This window comes from Pseudoalteromonas sp. T1lg48 (assembly GCF_002964785.1).
Taxonomy (GTDB): domain Bacteria; phylum Pseudomonadota; class Gammaproteobacteria; order Enterobacterales; family Alteromonadaceae; genus Pseudoalteromonas.
This window is the reverse complement of the sequence record NZ_PQCC01000018.1, coordinates 491,901-509,094: the sequence shown is the minus strand read 5'-3', so window position 1 is coordinate 509,094 and position 17,194 is coordinate 491,901. Positions and strand designations below refer to the sequence as shown.

Annotated in this window: 16 protein-coding genes; 8 read left to right on the top strand and 8 right to left on the bottom strand. The window is 51.8% G+C overall.

The features are described from left to right. Window positions 1-3 precede the first annotated feature (3 nt). The gene (locus C2M29_RS11520) at window positions 4-279 is read left to right on the top strand and encodes an HU family DNA-binding protein (RefSeq protein ID WP_105189911.1); all 276 of its coding nucleotides are present in this window, start codon (window positions 4-6) and stop codon (window positions 277-279) included. Here C2M29_RS11520 and trpA read toward each other — a convergent pair. From trpA to C2M29_RS11490, 6 genes are read right to left on the bottom strand one after another with little or no spacing between them, the layout of a single operon-like run. Next, entirely contained in the window at window positions 276-1,079 is an 804-nt protein-coding gene (gene trpA, locus C2M29_RS11515) for a tryptophan synthase subunit alpha (protein ID WP_105189910.1), read from the bottom strand. The genes C2M29_RS11520 and trpA overlap by 4 nt on opposite strands. Beyond that, window positions 1,079-2,263: a tryptophan synthase subunit beta gene (gene trpB / locus C2M29_RS11510; protein ID WP_105189909.1), complete on the bottom strand. Its 1,185-nt coding sequence runs from the start codon at window positions 2,261-2,263 to the stop codon at window positions 1,079-1,081. Before trpB ends, trpA begins: the two co-directional genes overlap by 1 nt. Continuing rightward, window positions 2,260-3,636 carry a bifunctional indole-3-glycerol-phosphate synthase TrpC/phosphoribosylanthranilate isomerase TrpF gene (trpCF, locus tag C2M29_RS11505; protein WP_105189908.1) on the bottom strand — a complete coding sequence of 459 codons (1,377 nt, stop codon included), beginning with the start codon at window positions 3,634-3,636 and terminating at the stop codon, window positions 2,260-2,262. The genes trpB and trpCF overlap by 4 nt, the downstream gene beginning before the upstream one ends. Beyond that, on the bottom strand, window positions 3,629-4,633 hold the full coding sequence (gene trpD, locus C2M29_RS11500) for an anthranilate phosphoribosyltransferase (RefSeq protein ID WP_105189907.1): 1,005 nt from the start codon (window positions 4,631-4,633) through the stop codon (window positions 3,629-3,631). Before trpD ends, trpCF begins: the two co-directional genes overlap by 8 nt. A gap of 3 nt (window positions 4,634-4,636) precedes the next feature. Next, window positions 4,637-5,227, bottom strand: a complete 591-nt coding sequence (locus C2M29_RS11495; RefSeq protein ID WP_105189906.1) for an aminodeoxychorismate/anthranilate synthase component II — start codon at window positions 5,225-5,227, stop codon at window positions 4,637-4,639. Beyond that, entirely contained in the window at window positions 5,224-6,822 is a 1,599-nt protein-coding gene (locus C2M29_RS11490) for an anthranilate synthase component 1 (RefSeq protein WP_105189905.1), read from the bottom strand. The genes C2M29_RS11495 and C2M29_RS11490 overlap by 4 nt, the downstream gene beginning before the upstream one ends. A 500-nt stretch (window positions 6,823-7,322) precedes the next feature. Here C2M29_RS11490 and rnm point away from each other — a divergent pair, with 500 nt between their 5' ends. Genes rnm through rluB form a run of 5 tightly spaced genes read left to right on the top strand, consistent with a single transcriptional unit; the run spans window position 7,323 to window position 11,132 of the window. Continuing rightward, the gene (gene rnm, locus C2M29_RS11485; protein WP_105189904.1) at window positions 7,323-8,162 is read left to right on the top strand and encodes an RNase RNM; all 840 of its coding nucleotides are present in this window, start codon (window positions 7,323-7,325) and stop codon (window positions 8,160-8,162) included. A gap of 19 nt (window positions 8,163-8,181) precedes the next feature. Then, entirely contained in the window at window positions 8,182-8,802 is a 621-nt protein-coding gene (locus C2M29_RS11480) for an L-threonylcarbamoyladenylate synthase (RefSeq protein WP_105189903.1), read from the top strand. After that, window positions 8,799-9,650: a segregation and condensation protein A gene (locus C2M29_RS11475; RefSeq protein WP_105189902.1), complete on the top strand. Its 852-nt coding sequence runs from the start codon at window positions 8,799-8,801 to the stop codon at window positions 9,648-9,650. The genes C2M29_RS11480 and C2M29_RS11475 overlap by 4 nt, the downstream gene beginning before the upstream one ends. Window positions 9,651-9,675: 25 nt before the next feature. Beyond that, window positions 9,676-10,263: an SMC-Scp complex subunit ScpB gene (gene scpB, locus C2M29_RS11470; protein ID WP_105189901.1), complete on the top strand. Its 588-nt coding sequence runs from the start codon at window positions 9,676-9,678 to the stop codon at window positions 10,261-10,263. Further along, window positions 10,263-11,132 carry a 23S rRNA pseudouridine(2605) synthase RluB gene (rluB, locus tag C2M29_RS11465; RefSeq protein ID WP_105189900.1) on the top strand — a complete coding sequence of 290 codons (870 nt, stop codon included), beginning with the start codon at window positions 10,263-10,265 and terminating at the stop codon, window positions 11,130-11,132. Before scpB ends, rluB begins: the two co-directional genes overlap by 1 nt. A gap of 75 nt (window positions 11,133-11,207) precedes the next feature. On the opposite strand, the gene C2M29_RS11460 is transcribed toward rluB, so the two are convergent. Then, window positions 11,208-11,954, bottom strand: coding sequence for a YciK family oxidoreductase (locus tag C2M29_RS11460; protein WP_105189899.1), 747 nt, complete (start codon window positions 11,952-11,954; stop codon window positions 11,208-11,210). A gap of 199 nt (window positions 11,955-12,153) precedes the next feature. Between C2M29_RS11460 and C2M29_RS11455 the strand changes: the two genes are divergently transcribed. Both C2M29_RS11455 and sohB read left to right on the top strand, forming a co-directional pair. Further along, window positions 12,154-14,577 carry a VolA/Pla-1 family phospholipase gene (locus C2M29_RS11455; RefSeq protein WP_105189898.1) on the top strand — a complete coding sequence of 808 codons (2,424 nt, stop codon included), beginning with the start codon at window positions 12,154-12,156 and terminating at the stop codon, window positions 14,575-14,577. 100 nt (window positions 14,578-14,677) lie between these two features. Further along, on the top strand, window positions 14,678-15,694 hold the full coding sequence (gene sohB, locus C2M29_RS11450) for a protease SohB (protein WP_105189897.1): 1,017 nt from the start codon (window positions 14,678-14,680) through the stop codon (window positions 15,692-15,694). Between the two features lie 73 nt (window positions 15,695-15,767). Here the strand turns inward: sohB and C2M29_RS11445 are convergent, their stop codons facing one another. After that, window positions 15,768-17,102 (bottom strand): dicarboxylate/amino acid:cation symporter, encoded by a 1,335-nt coding sequence (locus C2M29_RS11445; protein WP_105190254.1) that lies wholly within the window; start codon window positions 17,100-17,102, stop codon window positions 15,768-15,770. Window positions 17,103-17,194 lie beyond the last annotated feature (92 nt).

The following is a 17,194-nucleotide window of genomic DNA, read 5'->3' as shown; positions in this document are numbered from 1 at the left end:
AATGTGAATAAAAAACAGCTTATTGATGCCATGGGGCAACACAGCGGTTTAACGAAAAAGCAATGCAGTGCAGCGCTAACGGCCATGCTTGGCGCCATTAGCCGGTCATTGCATGAAGGGGATGCGGTGTTTATTCCTAAGTTCGGCAACTTCTCATTGAGCTACCACCCAACGAAAATAGGCCGTAATCCACAAACCGGTGAACAAATTGAAATTGCAGGGCAAAACAAGGTGGCCTTTAAGTGCGCCAAGGCACTTAAAGACCGGCTGCACGCTTAACGGGTCGCAGCTTTCATCTCTCCACAAAACTCGCGTAAAGCCTGGCACATGGCCGCTTCATCACCCAGGTGCTGGGCAATGATCTTAACCACCGCCGAGCCACTGATGGCACCGCTAGCACCGCTTTGCAGTGCTTGTTTGACATCTTCAGGGGTGCTGATCCCAAAGCCCAGTAATGCCGGCGCAGCATGATACTCGTTGAGCTTGGTGATCAACTCCTGGGGCGGCATTTGCGCCTTGGTTTCTGTGCCGGTTACCCCGGCGCGCGATAGCAAATAGGTGTAGCCGCGGCCATAGGAGGCGCATTGACGCAGGGTGTCATCGTCGGCATTGGGAGTGGCGATAAAGATTGGCGCTATCCCTTGGCTCATCGCCGCCCGACGAAATACCTTGGACTCATGCAGGGGGACATCCGCGACCAAAATGGAATCGACGCCCGCTTCGGCGGCCAGTCGGTAGAAGTTATCTAACCCCTTGGCAAAGACCAGGTTTGAATACAGCAGCAGGCCAATGGGAATGTCAGCGTCGTACTCGCGCACCTGTTTGATGATGTCGAAGCAAGTGTCCGTGCTGATACCGGCTTGTAAGGCGCGAATATTGGCCTGTTGGATCACCGGGCCGTCGGCAATGGGGTCGGAGAAAGGAATGCCCAGCTCCAAGGCATCGGCGCCGCCATCGATCAGACTTTTAATGATCGCCAGGCTTTGCTCCTTATCGGGATCGCCTATGGTGACAAAGGGCACAAAGGCGCCTTCGTTATTGGCGCTTAGCGTGGCGAAAGTGGTGCTGTAGCGGTTCATTACTGCTCTCCTTTTGCTTGTAACACACTGTGAACATGAGCTAAATCCTTATCCCCTCGGCCGCTGAGGTTCACTACTAAAATGGTGTCCTGCTCTTGCTGCTCGGCATATTTTAAGGCGTATGCCAGGGCATGACTGGACTCCAGTGCCGGAATAATTCCTTCGTTGCGGGCCAAGGCCTTAAAGGCATCCAGGGCTTCATCATCGGTGATCCCTACGTACTGAGCGCGCCCGGTTTCATGTAAATAGGCGTGCTGTGGCCCCACCGCTGGGTAGTCAAGTCCAGCGGACACCGAGTACGACTCTTCAATTTGTCCTTGCTCGGTTTGCATAATATAGGTGTAGGCGCCGTGAAGCACGCCTTTAGTGCCGCGGCACAAGGTCGCGCCGTGCTCACCGCTATCCAGGCCCTTACCCGCGGGCTCAACGCCAATGAGTTTGACGCCAGGCTCGTTGATAAAGTCGTTAAACATGCCGATGGCATTTGAGCCGCCGCCAACGCAGGCGATCACCGCGTCTGGTAAACGTCCTTCCGCCGCCAGCACCTGTTGTTTGGCTTCTTCACCGATCATTTTTTGGAATTCGCGAACCAGGGTCGGGAATGGGTGCGGCCCTGCCGCAGTGCCCAATAAATAATGCGCGGTTTTATAATTGGCAGACCAATCACGCAGCGCCTCGTTGACCGCATCTTTAAGGGTGCCGGAGCCAGCGGTAACCGGGATCACTTCGGCACCCATTAAGCGCATGCGAAACACATTGGGTTGCTGACGCTCGACGTCTTTGGCACCCATATAAATGCGGCATTTAAGTCCGAGTAAGGCACAGGCCAAGGCGGTGGCGACGCCATGCTGACCGGCACCGGTTTCCGCTATGACTTCTTTTTTGCCCATGCGTTTGGTAAGCAGGGCTTGGCCTAACACCTGGTTGGTTTTGTGGGCGCCGCCATGGAGCAAGTCTTCACGCTTAAGATACAGCTTCACCTTAGGGTTTTTTACCAGGTTACGGGTTAGGGTCAGCGGTGTCGGCCGCCCGGCATATTCGTTTAGCAGGGAGCGAAACTCCTGTTCGAAACAGGCATCCTTTTGCGCCTTGTTAAATTCATTTTCTAATTGTTTAAGCGCGGGGACCAAAAGTTGCGGCACGTACATGCCACCAAAGTCGCCAAAATAGGCTGGATTTTTCATAACCACCTCAGTAATTCCGAATTGGCCGCGAAGGCAGCGTTAATTTTATTAATACATTTCTTGCCAGGTGTGGACTCCACCCCAGAATTTAAATCTAAACCCATAGCCCGGTTTTGTTGGGCGCCGGGGATATTGTCGGCATTAAGGCCGCCAGCGAGCATATAGGGAGCATTGGCGCCGCTTAGCAAACTCCAATCGAATTGCATGCCGGTGCCGCCCTTCGCTGTTTTGCTAAAGGTGTCATACAGCACACGGTCGACCCCTTGAACTCCTTGAGGTAGCGTGTCGGCCACCGCTTGGGCCTTCCAGATCTGACAGGTCAGCGGCAGGGTATTGCGCAGGGTGCGAATATAAGTCTCGTCTTCATGGCCGTGCAACTGCACCGCGGCCAACTTAAGGCGATTGGCGTACTCGCTGACCTGCTCGATAGCGGCATCGACAAAGACGCCCACGTAGCGCAACGGCGCGCTGTCGACGATGGCCGAGGCACAGTCTATATCCACATATCGAGGCGAGCCAGGGTAGAAGATCAGGCCGCCATAATAGGCGCCGGCCTGATACACGGCCTGGGCATCCTGGGTGCGCGTGAGGCCGCACACCTTGTTCTCGCCGAAAATAAGGCTGCGACAGGCGCCCTCTAGATCCGCCTGGGCCATGAGCGAACTGCCAACTAAAAAGCCATCAACCAGCGGGCTAAGGCGTTTAACATCTTGGTGGCTGTAGATGCCGGACTCGGAGATCACCAGTGTCTCCGCAGGAATAAGTGCCCGTAGACGCTCTGTAGTGGCTAAATCCGTGCTTAAGTCCCTAAGATTACGGTTGTTTATGCCTATTATTTTTGCCTTTAACGCCAGAGCACGGGTCACTTCTTCTTCATTACTGACCTCGGTCAGTACCGCCATGTTCAACGATTGCGCCAGTGCCGCCAGCTCCTTGTAGGTGTCATCGTCAAGCACTGAGAGCATCAATAAAATGGCATCGCCACCGTGTAAGCGCGCCAGGTAAACCTGGTAGGGGTCGATAAAGAAGTCTTTGCAGATAAGGGGCTGCTCGACCAAGGTACGTACCTGGGCCAGGTAGTCATAGCTGCCTTGAAAATATTTTTCGTCGGTAAGCACGCTGATGCAGCTGGCATAGTGCTTGTACACAGAGGTGATGGCCTCAAGATCAAACACCTCGCGGATCAATCCCTTTGACGGCGACGCCTTCTTACACTCGAGAATAAAACTGGTCGGCGCCGAGCTGAGAGCACCATAGAAATCGCGCTGACTGGGCTCAATATGCGCGCTAAAGCTTGCCAGCGGGCGGCTCTTTTTACCTTGCTCGACCTCTAGACGCTTGTCGGCGACGATTTTTTCTAAAACATTAGCCATGACTCACCTCTATGATGGCATTAAGTGTGTGTTGTGCCTGGCCGCTGGCCAAAACCTGGCGCACCTGCTCGGCAGCGTCTCTAAAGTTGCCCGCCTTATTATTGATAACCAGTAGGGCGGCGACATTGGCAATGATGGCACTATTATGGGCATCGCTTCCTTGCCCAGCGAAAATGGCGCGTGCCGCCTGGGCATTGTATTGCGGGCCCTGACCACTGAGTTCATCGAGGCTAAAATGTGACAGACCAAAATCACTGGGGCTGAGGGTATATTCGCGCAACTCGCCCCGCTCTAGCTCTACGACTTTAGTGTCGCCGTGCAGGGCGATTTCATCGGTGCCACAGCCGTGCACCACCATAGCCCGTTGGCAGCCCAGTTGCATCAAGGTTTTCGCCATGGGGAGGCATAGGGCCGGATCATACACGCCAAGCAGCTGTGCCTGAGGTTTAGCGGGGTTGGCCAAGGGCCCAAGCAGGTTAAACAGGGTGCGGGTTTTTAAGGTAGTGCGCACCGCCATGGCGTGTTTTACACCACTGTGGTACAGGGGCGCAAATAAAAACGTAAATCCGGTTTGCTCTAGTAAATTAGCGGCCTGCTCCGGGGTCATCGTAATATTGACGCCCAGACTTGTAAGTAAATCGGACGAGCCGCTATTGCTGGAGACACTGCGATTGCCATGCTTGACCACATTAAGGCCGCAGGCAGCCGCCACTAGAGACGCTGTGGTACTGATATTGATGGTATTGGCGCCATCGCCGCCGGTACCACAGCTGTCAATTAAATCTGTGGCTTGAGTGAGAAAGGGCACCGCATTGGCACGCATGGCCGCCGCCGCACCGGCGATTTCATCGCTGCTTTCGCCTTTGATTTTTAGTGCGCTAAGCACAGCCGCCAGGGTGATATCATCGATGCGCCCTTGCATAATGTCGTTAAAGAGCGCCTGGGCTTGTGCAAAACTCAGATCTTGCTGTTGGTAAAGTTGGGTTAGTGCGTCCATGGCTCACTCCTTTGCGGTTAAATAGTCAAGGCTTTGGCGCAGCAACTGGGCACCATTGGGCGTGAGGATCGATTCCGGATGAAATTGATACCCGAGCACCTTATCCTGCGGGTTACTAATGGCCATGGTCATGCCCTCATATTCGGCAATTACATCCAGCTCTGTGGGTACCTGTGTTGCCACCAAAGAGTGATAACGGGCCACCACCAGGGTGTCGCCAAATCCAGCAAATGCAGGATGCGGGGCCAGCGAAATAGTCGATGACTTGCCATGCACCGTTTCCCTGGCGTGCCCGACCGTGCCGCCGTAAGCCTGAGTGAGGGCCTGCTGGCCAAGGCAAATGCCCAGCATGGGAAACTGACCCCGGCACAGCTCAATTAAGGACATAAGGCAACCGGCGTCGTTAGGCGCGCCCGGGCCCGGAGAGAGCACCAGCACTACCGGCTGGGTTTCGGCGCACATGCGCTGATAAATGCTCTTGGCCTCGACGGTATTGCGATACACCACCAGATCTTGTCCTAGCTGGGCGAATTCATCGACCAGGTTATAGCTGAATGAGTCGATGTTATCTAAGAAGTAAATCTTATATTTCATGCCCTTGCCTCCTTTTCGCCAGCCGATTGACTAGCCGCAATGGCACTGAGCACGGCGCCGGCCTTGGCTCGGGTTTCATCGGCCTCGCTTTGCGGGTTTGAATCAAAAACCACGCCAGCTCCGGCTTGCACGTGGGCGTAACCGTCTTTAACAAATGCGCTGCGAATAACGATGCAGGAGTCCATGGAGCCATCGCCGGTAAGATAGCCGACGGCACCGCCGTAGCTGCCACGACGCTTTTGCTCCACCTCACGAATAAGTCGGGCGGCACTGACCTTGGGGGCGCCAACCAGGGTACCCATATTCATGCAGGCCTGATAGGCATGCAGGGCATCCAAATCGACCTTCAATTGACCGACAACCCGGGATACCAGGTGCATAACATGAGAATAGCGGTCGACTTTAAGTAACTCTTTGACGTAGCGGGTGCCAGCTTGGCTGATACGGGCCACATCGTTGCGGGCCAAGTCAACTAACATAATATGCTCGGCGCGCTCTTTGGCATCATTACGCAGATCCAGCTCAATACGCGAGTCGAGATCCAGGTTAATGCTGCCATCGGTGTTTTTGCCGCGCGGCCGGGTGCCGGCAATGGGGTATACCTCGACCTGGTTACTGCTGGCACAGTATTTCAGTGCCGACTCAGGCGAAGCGCCAAACAGGCTGAAATCCTGATCGCGTAGATAGAACATATAAGGGCTGGGGTTTTGCTGCTTCAACTGAGCATAGGCGGCCAGGGGCTCGGTGCAGGGCAGGGTAAAGGTGCGCGAAGGCACGACCTGGAAGATGTCACCATCGATAATATGCTGCTGTAATTCGCTGACCTGGGCCATAAAGCGGGCGTCGTCAATATCGACTTGTACGTCGCTCGACACTAGGGTGTTTGCTTTTGGACTCGGGGGCGTGAATTCGCTCAGGTTGTCACAGAGCGCATTAAGACGCTCAACCTGCTGTCCTACCTCAAAGCAATTGGCATGAACCTCGGGGCCATTAAAGACGTTGCCGATGATCTCCGTGCTTTGTTGCTGATGGTCAATCACCACCAGGGTTTCTCCAAGGTAAAAAACATAGTCGGGACAGGTGTTTTCCTTGGTAGGAACGCTCGGTAAGTCCTCCGCATTGGCGACCATGTCGTAACCCATGACGCCGCCGAGAAACACCGAGAAGGGATTATCGCCGTTGCTTTCGATACGCTTGATACATTGTCTTAGGGTATCGAAGGCATTGGCGGCCTTGAGTTTGGCATGCTCATCCAGGTTTTGGTCAACGCTGGGGTAGCGTATATCCAGCCTGTCCTTTTGCAACTCGGTGCTGGCATCGCCCATATGCCGTTGCAAATAAGGCAGCAACTGGGCGCCATTGTTGGAAAGTGCCTGTACCTGCACCAGATTGCCGTTGCACTCGATGCGCAGCGCTGCATCGACCAGTACCAGGCTTTTTAAGTTGGCTTTGGAGTCGATTTCGGCCGACTCCAGTAATAAGGCATTGTCCTTATCCAACTTGGCAAACAGGCTTAGCGCGGAAGGAATATACGCCCGCCGCAAACTAATGCTGGTCACTTGCCCGGCGGTTGTCGAGATGTGACTAAAGATCATAAAAAGGTCCTCATTCCCTTTTGCTTTAACCGAGGTGTTCGGTTTTCAACGTTACATAATAAAAAAACCCGCTGACTTAAGAATAAGCAGCGGGTTGGAAAATTGCTCAGCCACGATTGGGCCCACCCGCTATCTCGAGTGCCACCACCAAATCATAGTTTGTTTCGACTGAGTAAAATTCATTGTTAGTGACCAAATTTAGTTACAAAAAAACCCGCTACATGGGCGGGTTTGTTATCAGTTCATTGTTGGCTTGCAGCCACGACTAATCCCACCCGCTAGTTCGAGTGCCACCACCAAGTGATATGAATTAGTTTTGCTGTACACATAAGTTTTTCTTTAAGAACCGATTAATTTATGTCGTTTAGTAGAACTTACCTCGACATTAGTGTCAACCCCGAAGAGTATAAAAATACAAAGAAAACTTTGTTGCCGCGCCAGCGGCGATAAAATGGTACACTGGCTGGGTCTTAACAGTATTACCAAATGGGATAACCGCGTTGAAGTATGATCTCCATAGCCACAGTCAATTTTCCGATGGCAAGCTTAGTGTCACCGAGTTGGTGCAGCGTGCCGCCGATAAGGGTGTGGATGTATTGGCCTTGACCGATCATGATACCATCGCCGGTATTGCACCGGCGCAAGCGGCCATTCGTGAATTGGACTTGCCCCTGACTTTGGTGCCGGGCGTGGAGATCTCCACCCGCTGGCATAGTTTTGAAATTCATATCGTTGGTTTGCAGGTCGACACCGAAACCGAACAACTCAACGAATTGCTCGGTCAACAGCAGCAAAAGCGCAGAGAACGTGCGGCGAAAATAGGTGAACGTCTCGATAAGGCCGGTTTTGAAAATACTCATGAACAGGCCTTGGCGCTGGCCGAAAAAGCCCAGGTAACCCGTGCCCACTTTGCCCGGGTGCTGGTGGCGCAGGGAGCGGCTAAAACCATGCAGGGGGTGTTTAAAAAATACCTCAGTCGCGGTAACACAGGTTATGTACCTAGCACTTGGTGCGATATGGGCACCGCCGTAGACGCCATTCACAGTGCCGGTGGTCAGGCCGTTTTGGCTCACCCCGGGCGTTATAAAATTTCGAACAAGTGGTTACGTAAGCTGCTTGCTGAATTTAGCGCACTCGGTGGCGATGCCATGGAAGTGGCGCAAACCCAGCAAGCCCCATGTGAGCGACAGTTTTTAGGCCAGTTGGCGCGCGAGCATGGACTCCTATGCTCACAGGGTTCAGATTTCCATTTCCCTTTACCTTACATAGAATTAGGAAAGAACCTATACTTACCAAAAGACTGCGAAGGCGTATGGCAACGCTGGCGGTCAGAACCATAATTGAATTACAAGGACAGCAATGAGTCAGTTTTTTCATATCCATCCGCAAAACCCGCAGCGTCGCCTTATTCAGCAGGCGGCGGACATTATTCGCCAAGGTGGGGTGGTGGTATACCCAACCGACTCAGGTTATGCCATCGGCTGTCAGCTCGGGGAGAAACAAGCGCAGGAACGCATCACTCGCATTCGTGGCATCGAAAAGCATCATAACTTTACCCTGATGTGCCGCGATTTATCCGAACTTGCCACCTATGCTCGGGTCGACAACCAGATGTTTCGTCTCATTAAAAACAATACCCCGGGACCCTATACCTTTATTTTAAAGGGCACCAAAGAAGTACCGCGCCGGGTGCTCAATGAGAAAAAGAAAACCATAGGTATTCGCGTCAGTGACCATCCTATCAGTCAGGCTCTGCTCGAAGAGTTGGGCGCACCCTTGATGAGTTGCTCGCTGATTCTACCCGGTGATCAGTTTACCGAGTCGGACCCAGATGAAATTCGTCTGCGTTTGGAAAAACAGGTGGATGTCATTATTCATGGCGGTTATTTAAGCGAGCAGGCCACGACCGTCGTCGATATGTCCGAGGACGATATTGAAGTACTGCGCGTTGGCTGTGGTGATCCAAGTCCATTTCAATGACAGAGCACGTTCTACCCCAGCAGCAAAAGTTACCTCTGGCCTTTATTCGCGGCGAAGCCATGATAGAAAAGCCGGAAGACTTGTACATTCCCCCGGATGCCCTCGAGGTGGTGCTGGAGACCTTTGAAGGTCCGCTTGACTTACTTTTATATCTGATCAAAAAGCATAAACTCGATGTGCTGGAGCTCTCGGTGTTTAGCATCACAGAGCAATACATGAAGTATGTGGAGATGATGCGTGAGTTTCAGCTTGAACTGGCGGGAGAATACCTGGTGATGGCGGCGCTGTTGGCGCAAATCAAATCGCGCCTGTTGCTGCCGGTACATCAGGAGTTGGGGGAGGACGAGGAAGATCCTCGTGCCGAGCTGGTGCGTCGTCTGCAAGAATACGAACAATTTAAAAAGGCCGCCGAGCGTCTCGATGAAATTCCACGGCTGGAGCGGGATATTTTTACCGCCCATGCTTTGGTTGACGAGCAGGCCAAGCCCGAGCCCTTGATGCCCGATGTCTCCATGCAGGATCTGATGCTGGCGCTCAGTGATGTGATGGCGAGGGCAAAAACCTTCGAGCATCATCATATTAGCCCGGAACAACTGTCTACTAGACAGCGGATGAGCGATATTCTCGCACGGCTGCAACAGGCGCCGGGTTATCTCGACTTTCATGCCTTATTTACCGTCTCCGAAGGCCGAGCAGGTGTTGTAGTCACCTTTATCGCTATTTTAGAGTTGACCAAAGAGGGGCTGATTTTATGCCAACAGGCCGGTAGCGATGCGCTCATTCATGTGCGCTTAAAACCACAGGAAGAGGCATGTTCCCCTTTGCCTACGGCCGAGGCTCTGCCATAATAGCCGCTGCGACGGAGGTGCAGTCATGAGCAGCAGACGTATTAGTGATGAGCAACTGATCGAGCTCATTGAAGCGGCGATTTTTGTGTCACCGCAACCACTGACAAAAAAACAACTAAAAGAAACCGTACTCAGTGATATCAGCGTGGCGCCCAAGCGGTTAAACCAGGCCCTGGAGAGTATAGAAAATCACTATCAAACTCGCGGCATTCGCCTGGTTCAGGTGGGGTCGGGGTATCGCTTTCAGGCCTGCAGCAGCCTCAGCCCTTGGCTAAGCCAGTTGTTTGTTGAGCGTGCGCCTAAGTATTCGCGGGCGCTGCTAGAAACCTTGTCGTTAATCGCCTATCGCCAGCCCATAACCCGTGGCGAAATTGAGCAGGTGCGCGGAGTGACCGTGGCCAGCAATATTATGAAAACCCTGCAGGAGCGGGGGTGGGTAAAAGTTGTGGGCCATAAAGAGGTGCCGGGAAGACCCGCCCTGTATGCCACTACCAACGAGTTTTTAGACTATTTTTCTTTATCTGGCCTGGAGCAATTACCGCCCTTGCCGCCACAGCAGCATAGCCAGATAGAGCAACTATTACATGATCCTTCTGTGAGAGAACCATCTTAATGAGTGAAAAGTTACAAAAAGTGTTAGCCCGAGCCGGTGTCGGTTCCCGTCGTGAGATGGAAAAGTACATCGAAGCTAACCGTGTCAGTGTTGATGGCAAGGTGGCGCGTTTGGGCGACCGAGTCGAACCCACCCAATTAATCCGTGTTGACGGTCATATTGTCAAGATTGAGCAGCCGGCAGAGCGTATTTGCCGAGTATTGATGTACCATAAACCCGAGGGCGAGTTGTGTACCCGTAAAGACCCGGAAGGGCGTCGTACCGTGTTTGACCGCCTGCCGCGTATCGACGGCGATCGTTGGATTGCTATCGGCCGTTTGGATATCAATACCTCGGGCCTGTTACTGTTTACCAATGACGGTGAATTGGCAAACCGCCTGATGCACCCCAGTTATGAAATTGAACGTGAGTATTCGGTGCGCGTTTTCGGTGATGTCACCAATGAAACTCTGCGTACCCTGACCAAGGGCGTGGAGCTTGACGATGGCCCTGCACGCTTTCATACCATCAAGCCCATGGGTGGTGAGGGGATCAATAAATGGTTTAACGTCACCCTGAGCGAAGGCCGTAATCGTGAAGTACGTCGTATGTGGCAATCGCAGGGCGTGGAAGTATCCCGTCTTATTCGCGTGCGCTATGGCGAGCTGGAGCTCAACAAACGTTTACCTCAAGGCGGCTGGGAAGAGCTGGAATTGGGTCGGGTCAACTATTTGCGCAAAAGTGTAGGCCTGCGTCCAGAGAAGCAAACCAAGTTAACCGTTGAGCAGATGCAGCCTAAGCGTAAGGACAAGCGCGCCCAGGTGAATCGTATTCGTAAGGCGGAGAAAAAGCACAATCAACGTGTGCAGCAGCAAAAGAAACGCAGGTAGTCCCTGCGCAACAGCTAATAAAAAACGCCGTATTAAACGGCGTTTTTTATTTTTGAGCTAAGTAAACCGGTCGGGTTACTTTTTCACTTGTGCATCCAGCGATTGACCGTTTACCTCGATTGAGTCATCACTCATCAGGTAAAGGTAAGTCGGCATAAGATCTTCAGGGGTCGCCAATTTATCTCTGTCTTCACCTGGGAAGGCGCTGGCACGCATGCTTGTGCGGGTCGCCCCTGGGTTAATGCAGTTGATGCGGATATTGGTTTTACCCACTTCCTTAGACCAGGTCTGCATCATGCCTTCGGTGGCGAATTTAGAGATAGCGTATGCACCCCAAAATTCACGGCCTTCGCGGCCTACGCCCGATGAGGTAAAGATAATTGACGCATGTGGCGCCTTACGCAGCACAGGGAACATGGCTTTGGTAAGCAAAGCCTGGGCGGTGACATTGACCTTCATAATGCTTTCAAAGGTCGATGAGCAAAAGTGCTCAAGAGGGCCCAGTGAGCCCAAGATGCTGGCGTTGTTTAACAGGCCATCAAGCTTGCCAAATTGTTGTTCTATGGTGGCAGCCAGATCGCGATAGTTTTGCTTGGTCGCACCTTTTAAATCAAGAGGTACAATCGCGGGCTGCGGGTAGCCAGCGGCGACGATTTCGTCGTACACGGCCTCCAATTTTTTGGTGGTTTTACCCAGCAAGATCACGGTAGCGCCGTGTTTGGCATAAGTCAGGGCGGCGACACGGCCAATGCCGTCACCAGCGCCGGTAACAAGGATTACTTTTTGGTCTAATGCATTCGCACTTGCATTGTAGTTTTGCATAGCTGTAGCACCCAGTGCATGATTTTTGCGGGATTTTACCACAGTCAATAAACAAGTAAGTGATTTATTACAAATTTAAGTAGCGAAACGTACCTGTTTACGATAAGTTAAACTGGTCTAATGTGTCATTAACGATTTTCTATCCTTTTGATTAACATTATTTGCGCAGAACAATAAGAATAGGTTTGGAGCCAACACAATGAAAAAAATGCTACTTTCTCTCGCTGTAGCTTCTGCTCTCGCTGGCTGTGGCAGCGAAGACACGCTCGAAGAAATCAAAACAGAGACCCCGACTGTAATCCCGCAATCCACCGTGGTTTTTGACCCCAGTAACGGCAAGGTGTCGGTTCCTAACGACCTGCTTTTTAGCGGCACTCAAGATGGCACGTTAGCGATTCCTGGCGAGGGAGATGATTACAGCAGCCCTCAGCTGGCCTTAGGTGCCCTGGACGGTTGGTCAACGCAAACCCCATTTAAAATCGATTTAAGCTTCGCAGCCGGTGTAAGTCTGGACGCAACCTCGGCGGCTACCCCGGGCAGTGTGCGTATTTTTGAAGTGGTGATGGGCGCAGATCAAAGCTCGCAGACCTGTGCGGCCGTGCCTGCCGGTATCGCCTGTGAGTTTGTGAAAGAATTAAATTTTGGCGTAGATTTTATTACTCAGGGCAGTGGCGATGCGGTTGCCGTGGTGCCTTTAAAACCCTTTACCCAAGGTCGCTCTTACATCACGGTATTGACCACGGGTCTCAAAGACAGTGAAGGTCGCTCTATCGCGCCCTCGTCAACTTATGCTCTAGCAAGCGGTGAAGAGCCGCTGGTGACTCCCGAGCAAAAATCACTGCAAGCCGTGCTAAACAGTTATGAGAATGTCATTGTCGGCAGCACCGATTTAAATAAAGACGATATCATCTATTCGGCGGCCATGACCATGCAATCGGCTGGTGAGATCCTCAATACCATTAAGAGTATCCTGGCGGCCTCATTGCAAGAGCCAAGCCTGCCGACTCCTGCGGTACAAATTCCGGAACAGCCGCTTATTACCGTCGGTCAGGTGTTCGCGTCACAAGGGATGCAGAATGTTCCTATGATGTTTAACGCGGTGAGCTATGAAAAGGGGAGTGTGGTACTTCCTAATTATATTAAGACGCCAAAAGGTACCGAGCTTAGCGATCTAAAAGACATTTACTGGCAGGGCGCCTGTGACAATGCCGTAGCGGTAATGGCGTATAAAGCTGAAGTAGGTGAAGCCTTCCCAGAGCAGCCATTAACTGCCGAGGACGGTTTTTGTTACACCTTAAGTGGCGGCCTGCTGCGCGATCTTGGTCTTGATGATAAGCGTCACCTCACCAAATACAACAAGATCCCTAAAGTACAAAGTTACGCCAATATTCCGGTGCAAATCACCAAGCCGAGCGATTTGGCAACCCTTAACACGATTCGCGGCCAGTTAGGCTTACCGGCCATGACGATGCCGGAAGGCGGCTGGCCCGTGGTTATCTTACAACACGGCATTACCCGTAAAAAAGAAGACATGCTGGCACTAACTGGTGCGCTTAGCCTGCAAGGCTTGGCAACCGTGGCCATCGATTTACCGGCGCACGGTGAGCGCGGCATTGACGTTGATCATGATGGTAAAGACGATTTCAATGCCACCACTGGCTCTATTTTGGCCTATATGAACCTGCAATCATTATTAGTAGGTCGTGATAATGTACGCCAGTCAACGGCGGATCTATTGGGTCTGCGTTTGGCCTTAAACTTCAGTGGTGACCCAGAACTAAACGCCCAAGACGTGAGCCTGGGTGCCATTTCCATGGGCTCTATTGTGTCGCCTTCGTTCCTGGCAACAACCAATACGCCGCTGGCACCTCAGATAGACCCATTATTCAAGGTTCATACCGCAGCGCTGAGCAGTGGCGGTGGCGGTGCAGCCAGCATTCTGCTTAATTCTGACACCTTTGGACCCTTTATTCAGGGCTCGGTATTGCTAGGTGCGGGAACGGCAGAATCGGCCACTTTTAATGCCTTCTTGCAAGACGGTGCCCTGGCCAGCTGTGCCCAGTATGTAGAAAACCAAGAAGCCTATGTAACCTGTAGTTATCAGGCTTTCCTGGCTTCGCTTAACGCTACGGGCGACAGTGCCAGCCTGGCGAGCATTCAAGACCTGGTCAGCGAGTTCTCCTTTGCGGCGCAGACCCTTATCGACGCAGGTGACCCAACCAACTACGCCATGCGCGTCAATGCTCAGGGCACGCCGGTATTAACGACCGCAGTTGTCGGCGATGGTATGACAACAAAACCTGACACAGTAGTTCCGGTGCAAGTGGCAACCAACCCAATTGCCGGTACGATCCCGCTGTCGTTATTGATGGGTGCCTCTGTGGCCACCGAAATGCAAATGACGCCAGAGCCGGCAAGCTACCTGGTGCGCTATGCCAAGGGTCACCATGGTTCGCTACTCACGCCAGCGCCAGATCCGTCGGCTAGCTTGAGTTCTTCAGCCGAGGAAGATGCGCAAAACAGTGCGGCGGCTAATGCCGAAATGCAACGTCAGTTTGCTACTTATCTTGCAACCAAGGGCACGGTGCTGCCTATCACAGATACCTCTGTGATTGCTCAATAAGGCTACTTAGTAAAGAGATAAGCCGTACCTAGGGTGCGGCTTTTTGTATGCCTGTACGCTGTGTTACATTGCCTGCATACCTAATTTAAGAGGAATTTCAGTGGAATACTTATTCGAATACGGCCTGTTTTTGGCTAAAGCCCTGACCATAGTGTTAGCCATAGGCGTGGTGATTGCGCTTATTGTAGGCGCCGCGGCAAAGCCAAAAAGTAAACCTGGTTTTTTGGAAGTTGATGATTTATCGAAGGAAATGAAGCAGATAAAGGATGACTTCCTAGACAATACCTTGGATAAAAAGGCGCTGAAGATACTTAATAAAGAGCGTAAACAGGCGGCCAAGGAAGAAGCGGATAAAGAGCCCAAAGGCAGACTCTATGTGATTGACTTTAAAGGCTCAATGGATGCCCATGAGGTGGAGTGCCTACGCCAGGAAGTGAGCGCCATTATTAGTTTGGCGGATAAAGAAAAGGATCAGGTGTTGGTGCGGTTGGAAAGCGGCGGTGGCGTGGTACACGGCTATGGCCTAGGTGCATCTCAACTACAGCGCCTGAAAGATGCAGGTATTAAACTGACCGTGGCCATAGATAAGGTTGCTGCCAGCGGCGGCTATATGATGGCCTGTGTGGCCGATGAGATCATTGCCGCGCCTTTTGCTATTGTTGGTTCGATTGGCGTGATCGCGCAAATCCCCAACTTTAATAAGGTATTGAAGAAGCACGATATTGATTTTGAACAGATCACCGCCGGTCAATATAAACGCACCCTCACTCTGTTTGGTGAGAATACCGATGCGGGTCGAGAAAAATTTCGCGAAGAAATCGAACAAACCCATGTCTTGTTTAAACAGTTTGTCGCTCAGCATCGTCCCGTCTTAGATATGGAGCAAGTGGCCACCGGCGAGCATTGGTTCGCCCTGGATGCACTTAACAAGGGCTTGGTGGACAGGATCAGTACCAGCGATGATGAGCTTTTGAGTTTGGTGAAGGATTATCAGACCTACAAGGTAACCTATAAACAGAAAAAAGGATTGGCCGAGAAGGTGGCGAAAAACTTTGCCATCAGCATAGAGCACCTGGGCATGCGTCTTTGGAGTAAAAGTAAAGGGTTAAGACCTTAATTTTAAAACCTGAATTAAAAAAGCCTCGCGGATAGCGAGGCTTTTTTATGGGCGAGAGTATTAGCCAGCGGCGTTAACTCTGTGCTTTAGGCTTATATTCTTCGAGCTCTTTCGCCGACTCTAAATCGTTAAACACGGCTTCATCAAGCTGGCCTTCTGATTTGGCTACGACACAGGTTACCATACAGTCACCGGTGACGTTCACCGCGGTGCGGGTCATATCGAGCAGACGGTCAACGCCTATGATCAGGGCAATCCCTTCTACCGGCAGACCCACCTGGTTCAGTACCATGGCCAGCATAATAAGGCCGACACCGGGCACGCCAGCGGTGCCTACCGAAGCCAGGGTGGCGGTAAGAATAACCATTAGGTAGTCGGAAATGGTGAGATCAACGGCGAACACCTGGGCGATAAACACCGTAGCCACACCTTGCATAATGGCGGTGCCATCCATATTGATGGTCGCGCCGAGTGGCACAGTGAAAGAAGCCACCGAGTTACTGGCACCTAGCTTTTTGGTGGCCGTTTCAAGGGTCACCGGCATGGTTGCGCTGGAACTTGAGGTACTGAATGCAAACAGACAGGTGTCTTTCATTTGCGCCAGGAACCTAACTGAGCTCAGGCCGGTAAAGAGTTTGAATATAATCGAATAGTTTACCAAAGCATGAATAAGCAGTGCAGCAATAACGATGCCAAAGTACTTTGCCAGGCTCCAAATTAGACCGATTTCAATGGTGGTAAATAATTTCGCCATCAAACAGAACACCCCGTATGGGGCGATATTCATAAGCAGAGTCACCAGCTTAAGAATGACATTATTTAGGTCTTCGAAAATCGCGCTAAGGCGCTGTCCCGCTTCGCCGCTCAGTGCCATAGCAACACCAAAAAGCAATGAGAACACGATGACCTGCAGCATGTTACCGTTGGCCATGGCATCGATTGGATTGGTCGGGAACATACCGATAATCACCTGCGCCAGGGTCGGAGCCTGCTTGGCATCGAAGTTTGCATCATGGGGCAGGGCAATGCCTTCACCTGGGTTAAACAGCAGAGCCAGGGTAATGGCGACGGTAATGGCAATGGCGGTGGTGGCAAGATACATGACGATGGATTTGCCGCCCAGGCGTCCCAGGGTCTTTGGATCGCTGAGATTACAGGTACCGCATACCAAAGACACAAACACTAAGGGCACTACCAGCATTTTTAAGCTGGCGATAAAGATTTGTCCGCCTATATGGAGCAATCCATCGACGAAAAATGCTTTTACAGGCAGGGAGAAAAGCCCTAAATTAAGCAGTAATTCTTGTTCACCGCCGAGTATGAATTTGAACAGGAAGCCAACAAATACTCCCAGTCCCATACCCAGCATAATGCGTGTGGTGAGGCTTAATGAACCTTGTGAAGACATAAGTAACATTCAACTTCATTATAATAATTTTGCTATAGCCTATCAGCGAACCGGCTTTAATGCAGCGAAAAACGATAACTTTTTATCAATAT